The organism is Streptomyces longispororuber (genome assembly GCF_024448165.1).
Lineage (GTDB): Bacteria > Actinomycetota > Actinomycetes > Streptomycetales > Streptomycetaceae > Streptomyces > Streptomyces longispororuber_A.
The window spans coordinates 1-15,887 of sequence record NZ_JAMOLN010000227.1; the positions used below are offsets into that span (position 1 = coordinate 1).

Annotated in this window: 10 protein-coding genes; all 10 read right to left on the minus strand. The window is 72.1% G+C overall.

Annotated elements, in window-relative coordinates; all coding sequences use genetic code 11:
- The coding region (locus M4J07_RS40225) for an O-antigen ligase domain-containing protein (RefSeq protein WP_255980763.1) at positions 1-1,115 on the minus strand (1,115 nt) is incomplete at its 3' end.
- 1 nt (position 1,116) lies between these two features.
- A complete protein-coding gene (locus M4J07_RS40230; RefSeq protein ID WP_255980765.1) occupies positions 1,117-2,673 on the minus strand; it encodes a right-handed parallel beta-helix repeat-containing protein in 1,557 nt (518 codons plus the stop codon).
- A 9-nt stretch (positions 2,674-2,682) separates the two neighbouring features.
- Positions 2,683-4,620 (minus strand): heparinase II/III family protein, encoded by a 1,938-nt coding sequence (locus M4J07_RS40235; RefSeq protein WP_255980767.1) that lies wholly within the window; start codon positions 4,618-4,620, stop codon positions 2,683-2,685.
- Entirely contained in the window at positions 4,617-6,794 is a 2,178-nt protein-coding gene (locus tag M4J07_RS40240; protein WP_255980768.1) for a bi-domain-containing oxidoreductase, read from the minus strand. Before M4J07_RS40240 ends, M4J07_RS40235 begins: the two co-directional genes overlap by 4 nt.
- Positions 6,795-6,826: 32 nt before the next feature.
- A complete protein-coding gene (gene asnB / locus M4J07_RS40245; protein WP_255980770.1) occupies positions 6,827-8,755 on the minus strand; it encodes an asparagine synthase (glutamine-hydrolyzing) in 1,929 nt (642 codons plus the stop codon).
- 3 nt (positions 8,756-8,758) lie between these two features.
- The gene (locus M4J07_RS40250; RefSeq protein ID WP_255980773.1) at positions 8,759-10,276 is read right to left on the minus strand and encodes a Wzz/FepE/Etk N-terminal domain-containing protein; all 1,518 of its coding nucleotides are present in this window, start codon (positions 10,274-10,276) and stop codon (positions 8,759-8,761) included.
- A complete protein-coding gene (locus M4J07_RS40255) occupies positions 10,273-11,643 on the minus strand; it encodes a Wzz/FepE/Etk N-terminal domain-containing protein (RefSeq protein ID WP_255980775.1) in 1,371 nt (456 codons plus the stop codon). The genes M4J07_RS40250 and M4J07_RS40255 overlap by 4 nt, the downstream gene beginning before the upstream one ends.
- Positions 11,640-12,860, minus strand: a complete 1,221-nt coding sequence (locus M4J07_RS40260; protein WP_255980779.1) for a glycosyltransferase family 4 protein — start codon at positions 12,858-12,860, stop codon at positions 11,640-11,642. Before M4J07_RS40260 ends, M4J07_RS40255 begins: the two co-directional genes overlap by 4 nt.
- Before the next feature lie 124 nt (positions 12,861-12,984).
- Positions 12,985-14,301, minus strand: a complete 1,317-nt coding sequence (locus tag M4J07_RS40265) for a nucleotide sugar dehydrogenase (RefSeq protein WP_255980777.1) — start codon at positions 14,299-14,301, stop codon at positions 12,985-12,987.
- 79 nt (positions 14,302-14,380) lie between these two features.
- Positions 14,381-15,859 carry a sugar transferase gene (locus M4J07_RS40270; protein ID WP_255980781.1) on the minus strand — a complete coding sequence of 493 codons (1,479 nt, stop codon included), beginning with the start codon at positions 15,857-15,859 and terminating at the stop codon, positions 14,381-14,383.
- Positions 15,860-15,887 lie beyond the last annotated feature (28 nt).

Here is a 15,887-nt window from a genome sequence, read left to right on the forward strand (position 1 = left end):
TGCAGCAGGTACGCCGAGGCGTCGCCGAGGCCGGCCTCGGTGTACGAGGAGATCGCGACGTAGCTGATCAGGAAGATCGCGCAGGCCCGGGCCAGCGACGGTGGCCGCAGCAGGGCGACGGTGCCGAGGACGAGGACGAGGGCCGCGACGATGCCGACGCCGATCAGTCCCTGCTCGTTGTAGACGGCCAGCCAGCTGTTGTCGATCGGCAGTCCGCCGAAGGACTTGTCGCCCAGGCCGGTGCCGAACAGCTGCTCCACGGTGGTCCGGTGGGCCGCGAGCAGCGCGTCCCAGACCTTGGCGCGGCCGGTGAGGCTGGTGAAGTACTCCTTGCTCTGGCCGCGCAGGAACCACGCCTGGATCGCGGAGGCGAACCCGACGCCGGCCACGGTGGCGACGACCACCGACCAGGCGAAGAACCGGCGGGCGGCGGCGCTGGTCAGCACGAGCGAGCCGATGGCCAGCACCAGACCGAGGAGCATGCCCACCGTCGCCGTCCGGGTGTGGGTGAGAGCGAGCAGGACGAAGGACGGCACGATGATCACCGCGGCGGTCCTCCGGTCGGTCCTGCGGCCCAGCAGGAGCAGCACGGTGAGCCCGATGATCACGGCGGCGTACTGTCCGATCTGGGGCGGGGTGAGCGGCCACAGGGCGCCGACGAGGCGTCCGCCGTACAGCTCGGGCATGGCCGCGCCCGGCGAGATGATCAGGCCGGCGGCGGCCGTCGCGAGAGCCGCGCAGTACATCCGGATGTGGAAGCGGACGAAGGTGTCGCTCCCGTCCCACCAGCGGCTGAGCAGCCACAGGGTGGCGACGAAGAGGGTCAGACGGGCGCACCGGAACAGCGCGCCGAACCCGGACTCCAGGTCGGCGCTGGAGATCACGCTGGGCACCAGCAGCAGGCTCAGCAGGAACACGAAGGCGGTCGGCCGGATGCGCAGCCGGAGGTTGGCCGCGAGGGCCAGCGCGAACGCGGCGACCAGCGCGCCCATGGTGACCATCTGGATGAGGGAACGGGGAATCGTGACGATGGTCTTGGCCCCGGCGGAGCCGAGCGTGTTGAGGCCCAGCAGCGCCCAGGCGATCCCGACGGTCTTCGGCGTGCGCTCGCTCACCTCAACCACCGTCCCGTGACCGGAAGGTGCTGCCCGCGTCCTGCCGGTAGGGCGTGCTCTGCCACTGCGCGCGGTCGAGTGCCTGGCTCGGGTCCTGGACGACGAACGTCCACGGCCCCCGGTAGGTGTTGTCGTGCCAGCGGTTGTGCTGCTTGCGGGTGATCGCCTGCGCGACCCGCAGGCCCTTGTACGGCGACCACTTCGGGTACGTGCCGTAGTTGGCGAGCACCGCCATGCGGTCGCACTTGTCCTCGCACTTGACCACGGACTTGTCCAGCAGGAAGCGGTTGGCGTGGATGTCCACGCGCTGCGTCTTCCACCGGCAGTCGTCGTAGAGCGGCGGGTCGGCGATGGCGGGCTTCTTGCAGCGGGCCGTGTCCTTCACCAGCAGCGTGCAGTAGCTGCCCGAGGTGTTGGCGGGGCTGTTGCAGAACCGGTCGGCGCTCTCCCACAGGGTGATGCCGTTCCAGTTGTTCTCCAGCACGTTCCGGTAGACGTCGATCTTGTCCGTGCGGGCCTTGATCCGTGGTTCGCCGCCCGCCTCGGACAGATAGACGGTGCCGAACGGGAAGTTGTCGCCGCGGTCGGCGGACCTGCGGCCCTCGACCCAGTTGTTCCGCCGGATCGTGTTGTTCCGGATGATCGCGTTGTAGCTGATCTCGTAGATCAGCGCGGCCCCGTTGTTGTTCTCGAACAGGTTGTTCTCGATGAGGAAGTCGTTGTTGTTGGTGTCCGCCCAGAACCCGGCTCCGAGGTTGTCGTGCACCCAGTTCCCGCGGATGTCCGCGCCGTTGACGGCCCAGAACTTCATGCCTCCGGTGCAGCCGCAGCCCGGCCTGCGCTTCTCCCAGTCGTCGGTGTTGTTGCCGACGATCTCGTTGCCCTCGACCACCAGGCCACGGATGGAGTCGCCCTCCTTGTAGCCGTTGATGCCGTACTGGCCGTTGCCGCGCAGGCAGTTGCCGCGGATCTGCTGGCGGGCTCCCGTCATCAGCCCGGCGCCCGAGTTGTACTGGATCGTGGAGTGCTCGATCACCCAGCCGTCGGCCGAGCCGTGGTTGACCACGCCCTCGTCCTGCGGCGGGACGAAACCCTGCACGGTCAGGGAGCTGATGGTGACGTCGGAGGCGTGGCCGCCGAACGCGTACTGGTTGGTCTTGCGGCCGTCGAGAACCGCCCCCGGCGCACCCAGGTAGCGGTCCCCCTTCTTGGGGATGACCTGGGCGTACTGCGCCTTCTCCAGCAGGTGCTTGCCGGGCTTCAGCCAGAACGTGGTGTTCGGCGGGCTCTTCTGCGTCTTCGTGTACAGGTCGTTGACCACCTTGGGGTCGACCGTGACCGCGCCCTTCGGCGGCTTCGCGGGACCGGGCCCGGGCTTGGCGCACACCTTGGCCGTCGTCGCCACCGACGCGGGAGCCCCGGCCGTGGCGGCCCCGGACCCGGACGGCGAGCCCTTCGGCTTCGCCGGGGTGTCCGACGTCCCCGTGCAGCCGGTCACCACGAGCAGGGCGAGCGTCAGTGCCGCCGCCGCGGGTGCCCCGTGCCTCTTGATCCCCACGCGAGCCCCCTAGCCGTCGAACCTGAGCACGGTGGTGAACCCCCGCACGCCGTCGGCGACGCCGGTGCCGATCAGCGTGGTGGCGGGTTCCTTGCGCCCGAAGCCTGCGGAGTACCAGCCGAGCGGCGGCTCCGTCTGCCCGCGGTGCGCCTGCCAGGACAGCTGCCCCGGCAGGTCGAGCACGGCGGAGCGGTCCTCGCCGTCCCGGGTCCAGGTGAGCACCGCGCGGTTCTCGGTGAGGTCGGCGGTGATCTCCGGGCCGAGGTGGAAGGCGAGGCGTACGTCGCGGCGCGGGCCCCGCACCTCGTCCACCACCGTCAACTCCCCTGATTCCGCTGCCAGTTCCACGCTGCGGCGGTGCACGGAGCCCTGGTATCCGTCGTGTTCGGCCTGCCAGCGGGCGGTGTCGGCCGTCAGGACGCGGCTGTCGGCGTGCCGGGTCCACAGGAACGGGCCGCCGGACACGGACTGGTCCGCGCGGTCCAGCTCCAGGGTGTTGTGGCCGATGGTCGACCGGAAGTACTGCCGCCACTCAGGCTGCCCGTGGTAGCAGTACGTCCCCGGGTCGGCGAGCACGTCGACGCCGTCGTGCCGGACCTCCACGGACAGGGCGTCCGCGTGGGCGTGCGCGGCGATGGACAGGAAGCCGTGCGGGCCCGCGTCGCAGCGGCACCAGATCTCGCCCGGTCCGCGTAGCACGGTGAGCCCGGCGTCGGCGAAGTGGGCGGGGCGGGCCGCCGGACGGGTCGGCTTCCTGGCGCCGGGGACACCGGGGCGGATCAGCGCGGCGAGCAGCGGGGTGCGCACGTCGGTGCCGGTCACCTCCGGCCACCAGGCGAGCCGGCCGAAGACGGCGTCCCCGGTGGCGAGCAGCGAGCCCCACCGCTCGGTGCCCGCGCCGTCCACGACCAGACCGTGCCCGTCGTCGGCGTCGCCCTGGCGCGGCGGGCGTAACCGGCTGTCGACGACGGCCGCGAGCGCGTCGGTCATCCGCAGCAGCACGAGCCGGGTCGTCGCCGGAACGGGCACGCTCGCGGCGTCCGCCTCGGCCACGGCGGCCAGGCCCAGCTCCAGGACGAGGCCGTGGTACTCGCTGGCCAGTTCGCGGTTGAGCCCGGACAGGAAGGTGTTGGCGCGCAGCTGCCGGTCCAGCGAGCGCAGTGCCCGGTCCCGCCAGCGCTCCGACGACGGGAACCAGCCGAACGCGCAGGCCGCCGCGAACTGCCCGGCGGTCTCGGCGATGACGTGGTTGTTGGCCGACGACCCCCGGCTGGGGAACGCGGCCAGCCACCGCTGGTGGTGCCAGATCTGGTTCTGCGCCACCGGGTTGCCCTCGAACAGTTCGGCCGCGCCCGGCCAGCCGTCGAGCAGCCGGCGCACCCACACCCAGGACAGCAGGCGGATGCCCAGCTCGATGCCGCTGATCCAGTGCACGCCGCGCAGCGGCGGGTTGGCCGCCCACCACGACCGCAGGTGCTCGGCGACGCGCTCCGCGTACCGCTCGTTGCCGGTGATCGCGTAGGCGGCGGCGAGCACGGTCAGGTACTGGTGCCGGGACAGCTCCCAGATCTGCTTGATGTCGCCGACCGCGTCCTCGTCGCGGTACGGCAGGCCGAAGGCATAGCCGAACGGTGCCCGGCGGCCGGTCTTCGGGTCGTACCACCAGTCGGGGTCGGTCAGGTCGTCGCGGACCACCCCGAAGTACTCGACGTGCCCGTACATCAGCCGGTCCGCCTCGACGACGAGGCGCTTCGCGGCGTCCGGCGCGATCGCGGCGATCGTCCCGGGCGGCAGCGCCGCGGTGAACCGGGCGCCGGTCACCGGCGGGCACGTCGGCCGCGCCGTGCGCCACCGCCGCCTGCGCGCCACGTCGACGGCCCGGCCGCCGGCCTCCCGCGGCCCCATCCGGGACAGGCGCCGCAGGTACCAGCCCACGCTCATGCTCATCGCGACTTCTCCAACGCCACCGGCGCACCCGCGGCCAGCGCCGACTGCACGGCGAGGGTCGCCGCGGTGGTGGCGGCCAGCGAGTCGAGTGACACCGGCATCGGGCCGCCGCTGCGCACCGCCTTGATGAACGAGGCCAGTTCGGCGTTCTGGCCCTTGTCCCTCGCCTTCGGCAGCCGCGAGCTGACCCATCGCTTGCGGGCGTGGACGGAGGCGCGCACGAAGTCGTCGAGCCGCAGCACCTTGCCGTCCGCGATGAGGTCGAGCGTCTCCTTCGGGAAGCCCGCGGCGCCGGTGGTGACGTAGCTGATGGTGGCGGTGGACCCGTCGGGGTAGCGCAGGACGATCTGGAGGTCGTCGTTGCCGGGGGTGGCGACGGCGTACACCGAGACCGGGTCGGCGTCGAGCAGCCAGCTCGCCGTGTCGATGAAGTGGCCGCCCTCACCGGCGAACCGGCTTCCCTCGGTGCCCTGTTGGAGGTACCAGCTGCCGTGCTGCAGCCGGCCCGCGTTGACCAGGTAGCGCAGGCTCGCCGGACCGCTGCGGGCGCCGAAGCGCTGCTTGGCCTCCTGGAGCAGCGGGGCGAACCGGCGGTTGAAGCCCACCTGCAGCCGGTCGTTGCCGGACTCCTCCACCGCGGCCAGGACCCCGGCGAGCTCCTCCTCGGAGAGGGCCAGCGGCTTCTCCACGAACACGGCCTTTCCGGCGAGGAGCGCCCGCCGGGTCAGTTCGGCGTGGGAGCTGTGCCGGGTGACGACGAACACCGCGTCGACGGTCTTGTCGTCGAGCACGGCGTCGAGGTCGGTGGTCGCCTCGGCGAAGCCGAACTTGCGCTGTGCGTTGGCCGCGGACAGGGCCGTCGTGGTGACGACCGTCTGCAGGGCGACGCCCTCGCGCTGCGCGAGGTGCGGCAGCAGCATCGACGCCGCGTAGTTCCCGGCGCCGACGAACGCCAGCCGGACCGGGGAGGTGCCGGACCGGGCCGGGGCGGCGGGCGCGGTGCGGGGCGTCGCGGGCACGGTGATCTCCGGGGCCCGCGTCTCCGTCTCCTGCTCGGGGTACCGGAACAGGACGGCCACGGCCTTGAGTTCGCCGTCCTTCAGGCTCCGGTACGTCTCGACGGCGTCGTCGAAGTCGGCGACGTGGGAGACCAGGGGTTCCACGTCGACGTCGCCGCGCGCGACGAGGTCGAGGAAGCACGCCAGGTTGCGGCGCTCGGTCCAGCGCACGTAGCCGATCGGGTAGTCGCGGCCCTCCAGCTCGTACTCCGGGTCGTAGCGCCCGGGGCCGTAGCTGCGCGAGAAGCGGACGTCGAGCTCCTTCTCGTAGTACGCGTTCCACGGCAGGTCCAGGCGGCACTTGCCGATGTCGACGACGCGGCCGCGGTCCCGGCAGAGCCGGGCGGCAAGCTCGACGGGCTGGTTGCTGCCGCCGCCGGCGGCCAGGTACACCTGGTCCACGCCGTGCCCGCCGGTGAGTTCGGCGACGGCGGACTCCACGGCCGGCGACCCGGGGTCGCCGCAGGCCGCGGCGCCCAGGCGCTCGGCGAGCTCGCAGCGCGCCGGGTCGGGGTCGGCCCCGACGACGCGCACGCCCGAGGCGACGAGGAGCTGGACGACCAGCTGTCCGATCAGGCCGAGGCCGATGACCAGCGCCACTTCGCCGAGCCTGGACTCGCCCTGGCGGACGCCCTGCAGGGCGATCGAGCCGACGGTGCCGAACGCGGCGTGCCGGGGCGCGAGGCCGTCCGGCACCGGCGTGTAGAGGTTCCTCGGCACCCAGTTCAGCTCGGCGTGCAGCGCGTGCTCGTTGCCCGCGCAGGCCACGAGGTCACCGACCTTGACGTCGTCGATCCCGGCGCCGACCTGCTCGACCACGCCGCACAGCGAGTAGCCGAGCGGGGTGTAGGAGTCGAGCTTGCCCATGACCTTGCGGTAGGTGGCGGGCACCCCGTTCGTGGCCACGCTCTGCATGACCTTGGCGACCTGGTCGGGGCGCGAGCGGGCCTTGCCCACCATCGACATGCCCGCCTCGGACACCTTCATGAGCTCGGTCCCGGTCGAAATCAGCGAATAGGCGGTGCGCACCAGCACGCCGCCCGGCTTGCAGGCCGGCGCCGGCACGTCGAGCACCGCGAGCTCGCCGCTCTTGTAGTTCTGGACAACCTGTTTCACCCGAGCTCCTCTTGATTCCACTCTCAACGCCGTCAGGCCGCTTGGCTCTGGCCGGAGCCAGAGGTCGCGCCGCGATACCAGTACTCGAGGGTCAGCACATGCCACAGATGCTTGGAGAAGTCCCGCTGCCCGGCGGCGTCCTCGGCGACCATCCGGGCCAGCGCGTCCCGGCGCAGCAGACCGGAGTTGACCAGCTCGCCGTCGTTCACCACCTCGCGGACCAGCGGTGCCAGATCGCGGCTCATCCAGGCCCGCAGCGGGGCGCTGAACAGGCCCTTGGGCCGGTAGACGATCTCCCGGGGCAGGATCGAGGTGGCCGCCTCCTTGAGGACGGCCTTGCCCTGCCGTCCGACGATCTTGCGGTCGCCGGGGAACGCGAACGCCGCCCTGACCACCTCGACGTCCACGTACGGCACGCGCACCTCGGTCGACGCGGCCATGCTGGAGCGGTCCGTGTACGCGAGGTTGAGGCCCGGCAGGAACATCCGGGCGTCGCCCAGGCACATGCGGTTGACGAAGTCGTCGAGGTCGTTGTCCGCGTAGACGTCCGCGTGCTCGGTCAGCACGTCGTCGACCGTCCCGGCCAGGTCGGGATCGACGAGGGCGAGCAGCTCCTCCTGGTCGTACATGGTGTAGCTGCGCCGGAACGCGGTCTCCTCCGGCAGGTCCGCGAAGGAAAGGAACCGCTTGGCGAAGCGCACCGACCGGTAGCCCCGGCGGGCCGTGGCGACCGGCAGCCGGTCCACGGCCGCGGACACGCCGCGCCGCAGGGGGCGCGGCACGCGCTGGTAGCGCACGGCGAGGAGGTTGGCCAGGTGCTTGCGGTACCCGGCGAACAGCTCGTCGGCGCCCATCCCGGAGAGCATCACCTTGACCCCGGCCTCCCGGGCGGCCGAGCAGATCAGGTACGTGTTGATCGCGGCGGGGTCGCCGATCGGCTCGTCCAGGTGGTACGTCATCTGCGGCAGCAGGTCGAGGACGTCCGGGGCGATCTCGATCTCGTGCAGGTCGACGCCGAACTGCCGGGCCACCTGCCGGGCGTAGCGCAGGTCGTCGGGCATCGCCTCGAACCGGGCGTCCTCGGCGCGGAATCCGATCGTGTAGGCCGAGATGCCGGGTTGGTGGCGGGCGGCCAGCGCGGTCAGATAGCTGGAGTCGAGTCCGCCGGAGAGGAAGGTCGCGACGGGGACGTCGGAGAGCAGGTGCTGCTTCGTCGACTCCTCGACGATGGCGGCGAGGTCGGGGCGCTCCCCGGCCAGGGCCCGCTCGCGGCCCTCGGCGGCGACGTCCTTCAGGTTCCAGAACCGGCCGCGCTGCACGCTGCCGTCGGGCCGGCATCGGAGCCAGCTGCCCGGCGGCAGCTTCTCCGCCTCACGGAACGCGCAGCGCGAGTCGGGCACCCAGTAGTAGAGGAGCGAGGCCACCAGTGCCGCGTGGTCCACTTCGAGGGATCCGCCGGTGGCGGCGGCGAGCGCCTTCAGCTCGGAGGCGAACACCAGGCCCGTGCCGCGCCGCAGCAGGAACAGCGGCTTGATGCCCAACTGGTCGCGGGCCAGGACCAGTTCGCCGGTGCGCTCGTCGAAGACGCCGAACGCGAACATGCCGCGCAGCCGGGGCAGGCAGTCGGTGCCCCAGCGCCGCCAGGCCTCCAGCAGCACCTCGGTGTCGGAGGTGCCGCGGAACCGGACGCCGGCGGCCGTCAGCTCGGCGCGCAGTGCGGGCGCGTTGTACAGCTCTCCGTTGTAGGTGAGGGAGAGACCGTCGGAGACCATCGGCTGGGCGCCGGTCCCCGACAGGTCGATGATGGCCAGTCGGCGGTGCCCCAGGTGCACCTCGCCGTCGCCGACGGAGTGGCTGTACCGGCCCGACCCGTCGGGGCCGCGGTGGGCGAGGGTCTCGGTGAGCCGGTCGGTCACGACCTTCCCGTCCGGCCAGCGGTACGTGCCTGCGATGCCACACATGTGCTAGCGGCCCTCCTGGTCGTTGTCGGCGCCGCGTGCGGCCCACGCCGGCAGCCGCTCCGCCTGCCGGCCCGTCCCGTTCTGCCGGGTCGGCCCCTCGCTGCGGCCGCGGAGCGCGGTCTGCAGCCCGTCCCACAGCGTGCCGTCGGTCCTGTCCCGCGGGTCGGGGTCGATCAGCACCACTCCGATCACCGGAATGTGCTGGTCCGCGAGCTGGCGCGCCACGGTGTGCAGCCAGGCGGCGCTGCCGTGCCCGGCCCGCACCACGAGCACGGTCTGAGTGCCCAGGTACTGGAGGTCGGTCCACGCCGTGCCGGGTGCCACCGAGCCGACGCCGAGCCGGCGCTCCTGGTGCGACACGGTCGCGGCACGCTCGCCGCCGACCACGGTGACGTTCCCCGACTTCGGTGCGCGGCCGGCGAGTTGCGATCCGGGGAGCCCGTCGACGACGGTCACGGGTCCCTCGGTCGCCAGTGCTCCGGCGAGGCCGAGCGCGATCACGCTCGCGCCGCGCGCACAGCCCAGTTCGAGGAGGGAGACGTCGTCGGTGGAGCCGCGCACGGTCCGGGCGAGGTGGGCGGTGAGCCGTTCGCGGGTCGCCCGGGTCCTGCGCCGCCGCCACGGCCTGCCCGAGCGGTGCGGCAGTTCCGCGATGACCGAGGCGCCGAGGTTCGCGGCGATGTCCCGGCGCAGTACGGGGCGGTCGGCCACCACGACGCCGACCGCGGCCAGCGCGAGGCCGAGGACGAGGCCGAGGACGAGCCCGATCCCGGCGTTGGTCGCGGCGGTCTTGGGCAGGGAGTGCCGGACCGCGCGCGGGGCGTCCACGACCTGGGTGCCGGCGATGACCTTGGGTGTGCCGGTGCGGGCCTCCGCGGCGCGCTGGTCGAAGTCGGCGATGCGCGAGTTGAGTTCGGCGCGGCGGGCGAAGAGCGTCTCGATGCTCGCCGACTCGTTCGCGTCCGTGTCCGGTGACCGGCTGCCGATCTCCTTGTTCACCTCGGCGAGTTCGGTGCGCATCCGGTCCCGCTGGTCGAGCAGGGCCTTGGCCTCGGCGTTCGCCGCACTCCGCATGCGCTGCACGTGATCGGCGATGAACACGTCGGCCAGCGCCTTGGCCCGGGCCACGGCGTCCGCGTCGCTGTCACCGGCGACGTCGATCTGCAGCAGGTTGTTGGTCAGGCCGGTGCCCCGGTAGTCCCGCAGGAAGTCCTCGGGGTTCTCCGACGAGTGGAGGGTCCGCAGCGCCTGGCCTGCGATGCGGGTGGTGCCGAGGACCTCGACGTCGGTGCGGATCAGCGTGCCGGTGTCGTTCGGCTGGTCCTCGGCGTGTGCGACCAGCACCTTCACCGTCGCGCTCGGCGGTGGCGGCTTCAGTACCGCGAGGGCCGCGCCGGCCAGCAGTCCCAGGAGCGCCAGGGCGCACCAGAGGCGGCGGCGCCTGCGGACCGCCACCACGAGGGCGTGCAGGTCGAGGAGGGGAGCGGAGGCGGACGACTCCGATGTCTTGCTCGTCGTCACACTGAACCTCCTGTCGCGTGACCGCGAACCGCGAGTGCTGGGGTGGCCTGGTCCGGCGGCCTGCCGGTGGAGCGGTCCTGGCGGGCCTGGACCCGGTCCGCGACGACGGTGCCGACGACGTCGTGTCTGCCGTCCGCGCACGCCTCGGCGAGGTCCGCGAGTTCCTCGGCGGTCCTGCTGCCCGCGCTGAGGACGATCAGGGCGCCGCACTCGGGGCCGCGGTCCGGCACCGTCGGCCGGTCCACGGAGACCTCCACCAGCCGCAGGGCCATATCGCCCTGGGCCTCGGTGACGAGCTGCTCGGCGGCCCGGCGGGCGGTGTCGTCGCCGTCCGGCACGACGACCAGCAGTCGCCTGGGTCCTGGCAGTTGGTCCCGCAGGTGGGTGCAGACCCGCCGGTAGCGGATCCGCCGTCCCGCCTCGTCGCCCGAGGGCTGCGGGGCCGGGGTGTCCCAGCGGGTGTCGATGCCGAGGAACGCGCGGATCCGGGCCCGTGCGCCCCGGGCCTCCGGCCGGCTCGGGTGCCGTTCGGCGGGGACGTCCACGGTGCCGAGGAGCGGCCCGCCGAGGACCGCGGCGATCTCCGGTCCGGTGCGCGGGCGGCGGTTCGACCGGGCGCCGACGAGATGGCCGATGACCGCGGCGAGCAGGAACAGCAGCGCTCCGCCGACGACGAGTTGGGTCCTCGTCGGCGGTGCCTCGCTGGTCGGCCGGGCGGCCGGACCCATGACGACCATGCCGGCCTTGTCGTTCGCGGGGTCGGCCTGGTCGAGCTTGGTCATGGCCTCCTCCAGCGAGGTGCGCAGCTTTTCGAGGGCGGTGCGGGCCTGGACGCTCTCCACGCTCTGCCCGGGGTCGGCCGCGTTGGCCAGGTCGGTGATACGGCGGTTGGTCTCCACGACCTTCTTGCGCAGCGCCTCGGTGCCCGTGGCGGCGTCGGCGTCGGTGGAACCGCCGGAGATCTGTGCGGCGAAGCTGACGAACTGCTTGGCCAGCCGGTCGGCGAGCTGCTGGGCGCGCTGCGGGGTCTCGGCCGTGCCGGTGAGCTTGATGATGTTCCCGTCGGCGGCCTTGGCGGCCACGCTGTCCCGCAGGTCGTTGCCGGTGACGCCCTTCCAGTCGAGGGAGTCGGCCACCCGGTCGACGACCGACGAACTGGTCGCGACGTCCACCTCGGTCAGCAGTTCCCGCTCCTCCCACTGGCCCGGCAGCAGGATCGATGCCGTCGCCGTGTACTTGGGGGGGAACACCAGCACCGAGGCGCCGAGGCCGACGAGTGCGCCCGCCACGGCGACGACGGCGAGCAGCCGCCAGCGCCGTCGGAGAATCCGCCCGATCGAGACCAGGCGTATCGTGTCCTCGCTCACCTGCCCGGCCTCTTCCCTGTGCGCGCCGGGTCGCCCGCCGGCGTCGTGCCGCGGTCACGGCAGGCAGCGGCGTAGGCGGCGAGCAGCGACGCCTGGGAGTTCTCCCAGGACAGCTCTCCGGTGATCCGCTCCTGACCGGTCTTGCCCATCCGGATCCGCTTCTCCGGGTCGTCGAGGAGCTCCTCGATCAGCCCGGCGAACTCGTCCTCGTCGTTGGCGCGCGCGTAGACGGCGGCGTCGCCGGCGGAGACGCGGGCCTCGCGGAGGTCGAACGAGACGATCGGCCGGCCCATGGCCATGTACTCCAGGACCTTGTTCATGGTCGACACGTCGTTGAGCGGATTGCGCGGGTCGGGCGAGAGGCAGACGTCCGCGGTGGACAGGTAGCGCACCAGGTCGGCGTCCGGGATCCGGCCGGTGAACTGCACCTGGTCGGACAGCCCGAGTTCCCGGGACAGCTCGACCATGGCGTCGAAGGCGTCGCCCGATCCGACGAACACGGCGTGCCAGTCGGTCCGGCCGTAGGAGTCGCGCAGTTTCGCGAGCGCCCGCAGCGCGTAGTCGACGCCGTCCTGCGGGCCCATGACGCCCAGGTAGCACAGCAGATGGGGTTTGCCGCGCTTCAACTCCGGTTCGGCGGGCACCGGTTGGAACCGCTCGACCGCGGGGGCGCTGCGCACCACGAAGACGTCTTCCGGGCGCTGTCCGCCCCGGCGTATCGCGACGTCCCGGTAGCTCTCGTTCGTGGCGAGCACGATGTCCGCGGCGCGGTAGGTGCGCCGTTCCAGTGCGCACACGGCGCGGTAGAGCAGGTCCTTGCCGCGGTCGAACCGGGACAGGTACAGCTCGGGCACCAGGTCGTGCTGGTCGAAGACGAACCGTGCGCCGCGCCGCCGCGACCACCGCGCCGCCAGGAACAGCAGGTCGGGCGGGTTGCAGGCATGGACCACGTGGACGGGTCCGACCGTGCGGGCGAGGCGGGCGGTGTGCCACAGCGCCGAGCCGTACTCGCGCAGGTAGCCGGCCGGTCCGCCGGTGGCCGCGCGCAGCGGGTAGCGGTGGATCCGCACCCCGTCGATCACCGCTTCGGGTTCCGTGTCCCGCTTCTCTCCGCGGGGGCAGATGACGTGCACCGTCCAGCCCGCGTCGCGCAGGGTCGTGCACTCCTGCCAGACCCGCCGGTCGAACGGCACGGACAGGTTCTCCACCAGGATCAGCGCGCGCCGGCCGTGACCGTCGTTGCCGCCCGCCGCGTTGCTGCTTGCCGCGGTGCCGGGTACTCCCGTGCCACGTGTTTCGGTGCCGTTCGCTTCGGTGCCGTTTGCTTCGGTGCTGCGTGCTTTACCAGACAAGGCCCATGTACCCCGGTTCGGTCCGGCGCGTCTCGGCGTCGGGAAGGCGGATGAGATCGACGATCACGGGGTCGTCACCGTGCGGCAGCGCGGCGAGCACGGCCGGGTCCTTGGTGCCGACCAGGCACACCTCGGCGTGCTCCAGCACCTCGTCGACGGAGTCCGCGAGCAGCTGCGCGAGGTGCGGCAGCCGAGTCTCGATGTACTCGCGGTTCGCGCCGATCAGCCGGGAGAGGCTCACGTTGGCGTCGTAGATCCGCAGGTCGTATCCCTTGCCGAAGAGCCGCTCGGCCAGCTCGACGAGCGGGCTCTCGCGCAGGTCGTCGGTGCCGGGCTTGAAGGACAGGCCGAACAGGCCCACCCGCCGCTTCCCGGTGCGCTCGACCAGCTCGACCGCGCGTTGCAGATGGGCGGAGTTCGAGGGCAGCACGTGGGAGAGGATGGGCACGGAGACGTCGGCGCGCTGCGCGGCGTGCACCAGGCTGCGCAGGTCCTTGGGCAGGCAGGAGCCGCCGAAGGCGAACCCGGGCCGCAGGTACGCGGGGCTGACGTTCAGTTTGCGGTCGGCGAGGAACACGTCCATGACCTGGTGCGGGTCGACGCCGAGCGCCTGGCAGACCGCGCCCAGCTCGTTCGCGAAGCCGATCTTGAGGCCGTGGAAGGCGTTGTCCGCGTACTTGATCGCCTCGGCCGTCTGGACGGGCACGCGGAACACCTCGCCGGGCAGGCCCTCGTACAGGGCGGCCACCGCGTCGCCGCTGCCCGGGTCGAGTTCGCCGATGACGGTCTTGGGCGGGTCGAAGAAGTCCCGGACGCTGGTGCCCTCGCGCAGGAACTCCGGGTTGACCGCGACGCCGAGGTCGACGCCGGCGGTGCCGCCGACGGTCTTCTCCAGGATCGGCAGCAGCAGGTTCAGGCAGGTGCCCGGGAGCATGGTGCTGCGGAACACGACGGTGTGCCGTCCGCCGCGCTCGGCGAGCGCGGTCCCGATCTGTTCGGTGACCCGCTCCAAGTAGGTGGTGCACAGGCTGCCGTTGGCCTCCGAGGGCGTGCCGACGCAGATCAGCGACACCTCGCTGCCCAGGATCGCCTCACGGACGTCGGTGGTGGCGCGTAAGGCGCCGGTCCGTACGACGTCGGCGGTGAGCTCCCCGATCCGTTCCTCGACCACCGGCGCCTTGCCGTCGTTGACCAGGTCGACCTTCACCTGGTTGACGTCCACGCCGATGACTTCGTGGCCCATGCTGGCCAGGCACGCGGCCGACACGCAGCCCACGTAGCCGAGTCCGAAGACGCTGACTCTCATGACTCGTTCCTCCCCCCATGCAGGCCCTGGTGGCCTGCGGTCCGCGCGCCGGTCGACCGGCGCCCCCCGTCCCCGCGCATCAGTACGCCCCCTGCCCGTGCAGTACCGCGCGCAGCGTCTTCCACAAGATCACCGCGTCCAGGGCGAGCGACCAGTCCTCCACGTACCGCAGGTCGAGCCGGACCGCTTCCTCCCACGGCAGGTCGCTGCGTCCGCTGATCTGCCACAGGCCGGTGAGTCCCGGCTTGACGAGGAGCCGCCGCCGGATGTCCGGGCCGTACGCCGCCGACTCCTCCGGCAGCGGAGGGCGCGGGCCGACGAGCGACATCGATCCGGTGAGTACGTTGAAGAGCTGCGGGAGTTCGTCGAGCGAGTACCGGCGCAGTACCGATCCCACCCGGGTGACCCGCGGGTCGCGGCGGAGCTTGAACAACAGGCCCGCGCCCTCGTTGAGTTCGGCGAGCTCGGCCCGTGCTCCGTGCGCGCCGGTGACCATGGTGCGGAACTTGAAGATGGTGAACTCGCGGCCGTCCTTGCCGACCCGGCGCTGGCGGTAGAGCGCGCCGCCCCGGCTGTCCATCAGTACGAGCATCCCGACGACCGTCATCAGCGGCGCGAACAGCACCAGCAGGAACGCCGCGCCCAGCCGGTCGACGACTCCCTTGATCGCCCGGCGGCCGCCGGTGAAGGTCGGCATGCTGACCCGCAGCAGCGGGATCCCGAGCACCGCGTCGACGTGCAGCCGCGGTCCGGCCACTTCCATCAGCACGGGGGCCACGACCATCTCTGCGTCGCTGCCCTCCAGGTTCCAGGCCAGCCGCTGCAGCCGGTCCGGGGACCAGTGCGGGGCCGGGGTGACGGCGACGACGCGGTAGCCGTCGCGGTGGACGTGGTTGGCGGCGTCGGTGAGCGGGCCGACGACCGGGACGCCGTCCAGGTGGTCGCCGTCGAGACCGAGCCCGTCCGGGGTGCACACCGCTTCCACGCGCCAGCCGAGGTGCGGGAACTTGCGGGTGCGGACGATCAGGTCGCGCACGGTGGCCGGGCTGCCGGCGGCGAGCACCGGTCTCAGGCAGCGCCCTTCCTTGCGCTGCTTGTGCAGCCAGAGGCGGAGCAGATACCGCTCGGTCATCGTGACGAGCGCGATCGCGGGGATCGCGACGAAGATCCAGAGCTTGATGTTGCGCGAGGTCAGGGCGATCCCGCCGAGCGCGAGCACGACGGTCGCCGTGAACAGCGAGCGGCCGAGCCGACGGAACTCCTCGGCGCCCTGGCCGAGGACGGCCGGCGCCCAGGCCCTGCTCACCGCGAGCGCTCCCAGCACCAGGAGTTCGGTGCCGAAGGCGAGAATGCCCCACTTCTCGTGCCAGTTGGCCGCGTCCCTGACCCCGAAGAAGTTGCCGATCGAGGCCACGACCATGGCCGTGGCCACGGTGTCGCTGGTGATCACGGTACGCCGGTACCGCTGCTCCCAGTCCTTCGCGGGCTGACTGATGACCCCGTTCGTCAGACGCCCGCGCGCCGACGGAAAAGGGCCGACTAATCCCCCCTGCCGCACAGAACCCCCCCGGTCCCCAGTGGTACAA

Coding starts and splice junctions, on each gene's coding strand:
- M4J07_RS40235 (WP_255980767.1), bottom strand. CDS start 4,620: ATGAGCATGAGCGTGGGCTGGTACCTGCGGCGCCTGTCCCGGATGGGG.
- M4J07_RS40265 (WP_255980777.1), bottom strand. CDS start 14,301: ATGAGAGTCAGCGTCTTCGGACTCGGCTACGTGGGCTGCGTGTCGGCC.
- asnB (WP_255980770.1), bottom strand. CDS start 8,755: ATGTGTGGCATCGCAGGCACGTACCGCTGGCCGGACGGGAAGGTCGTG.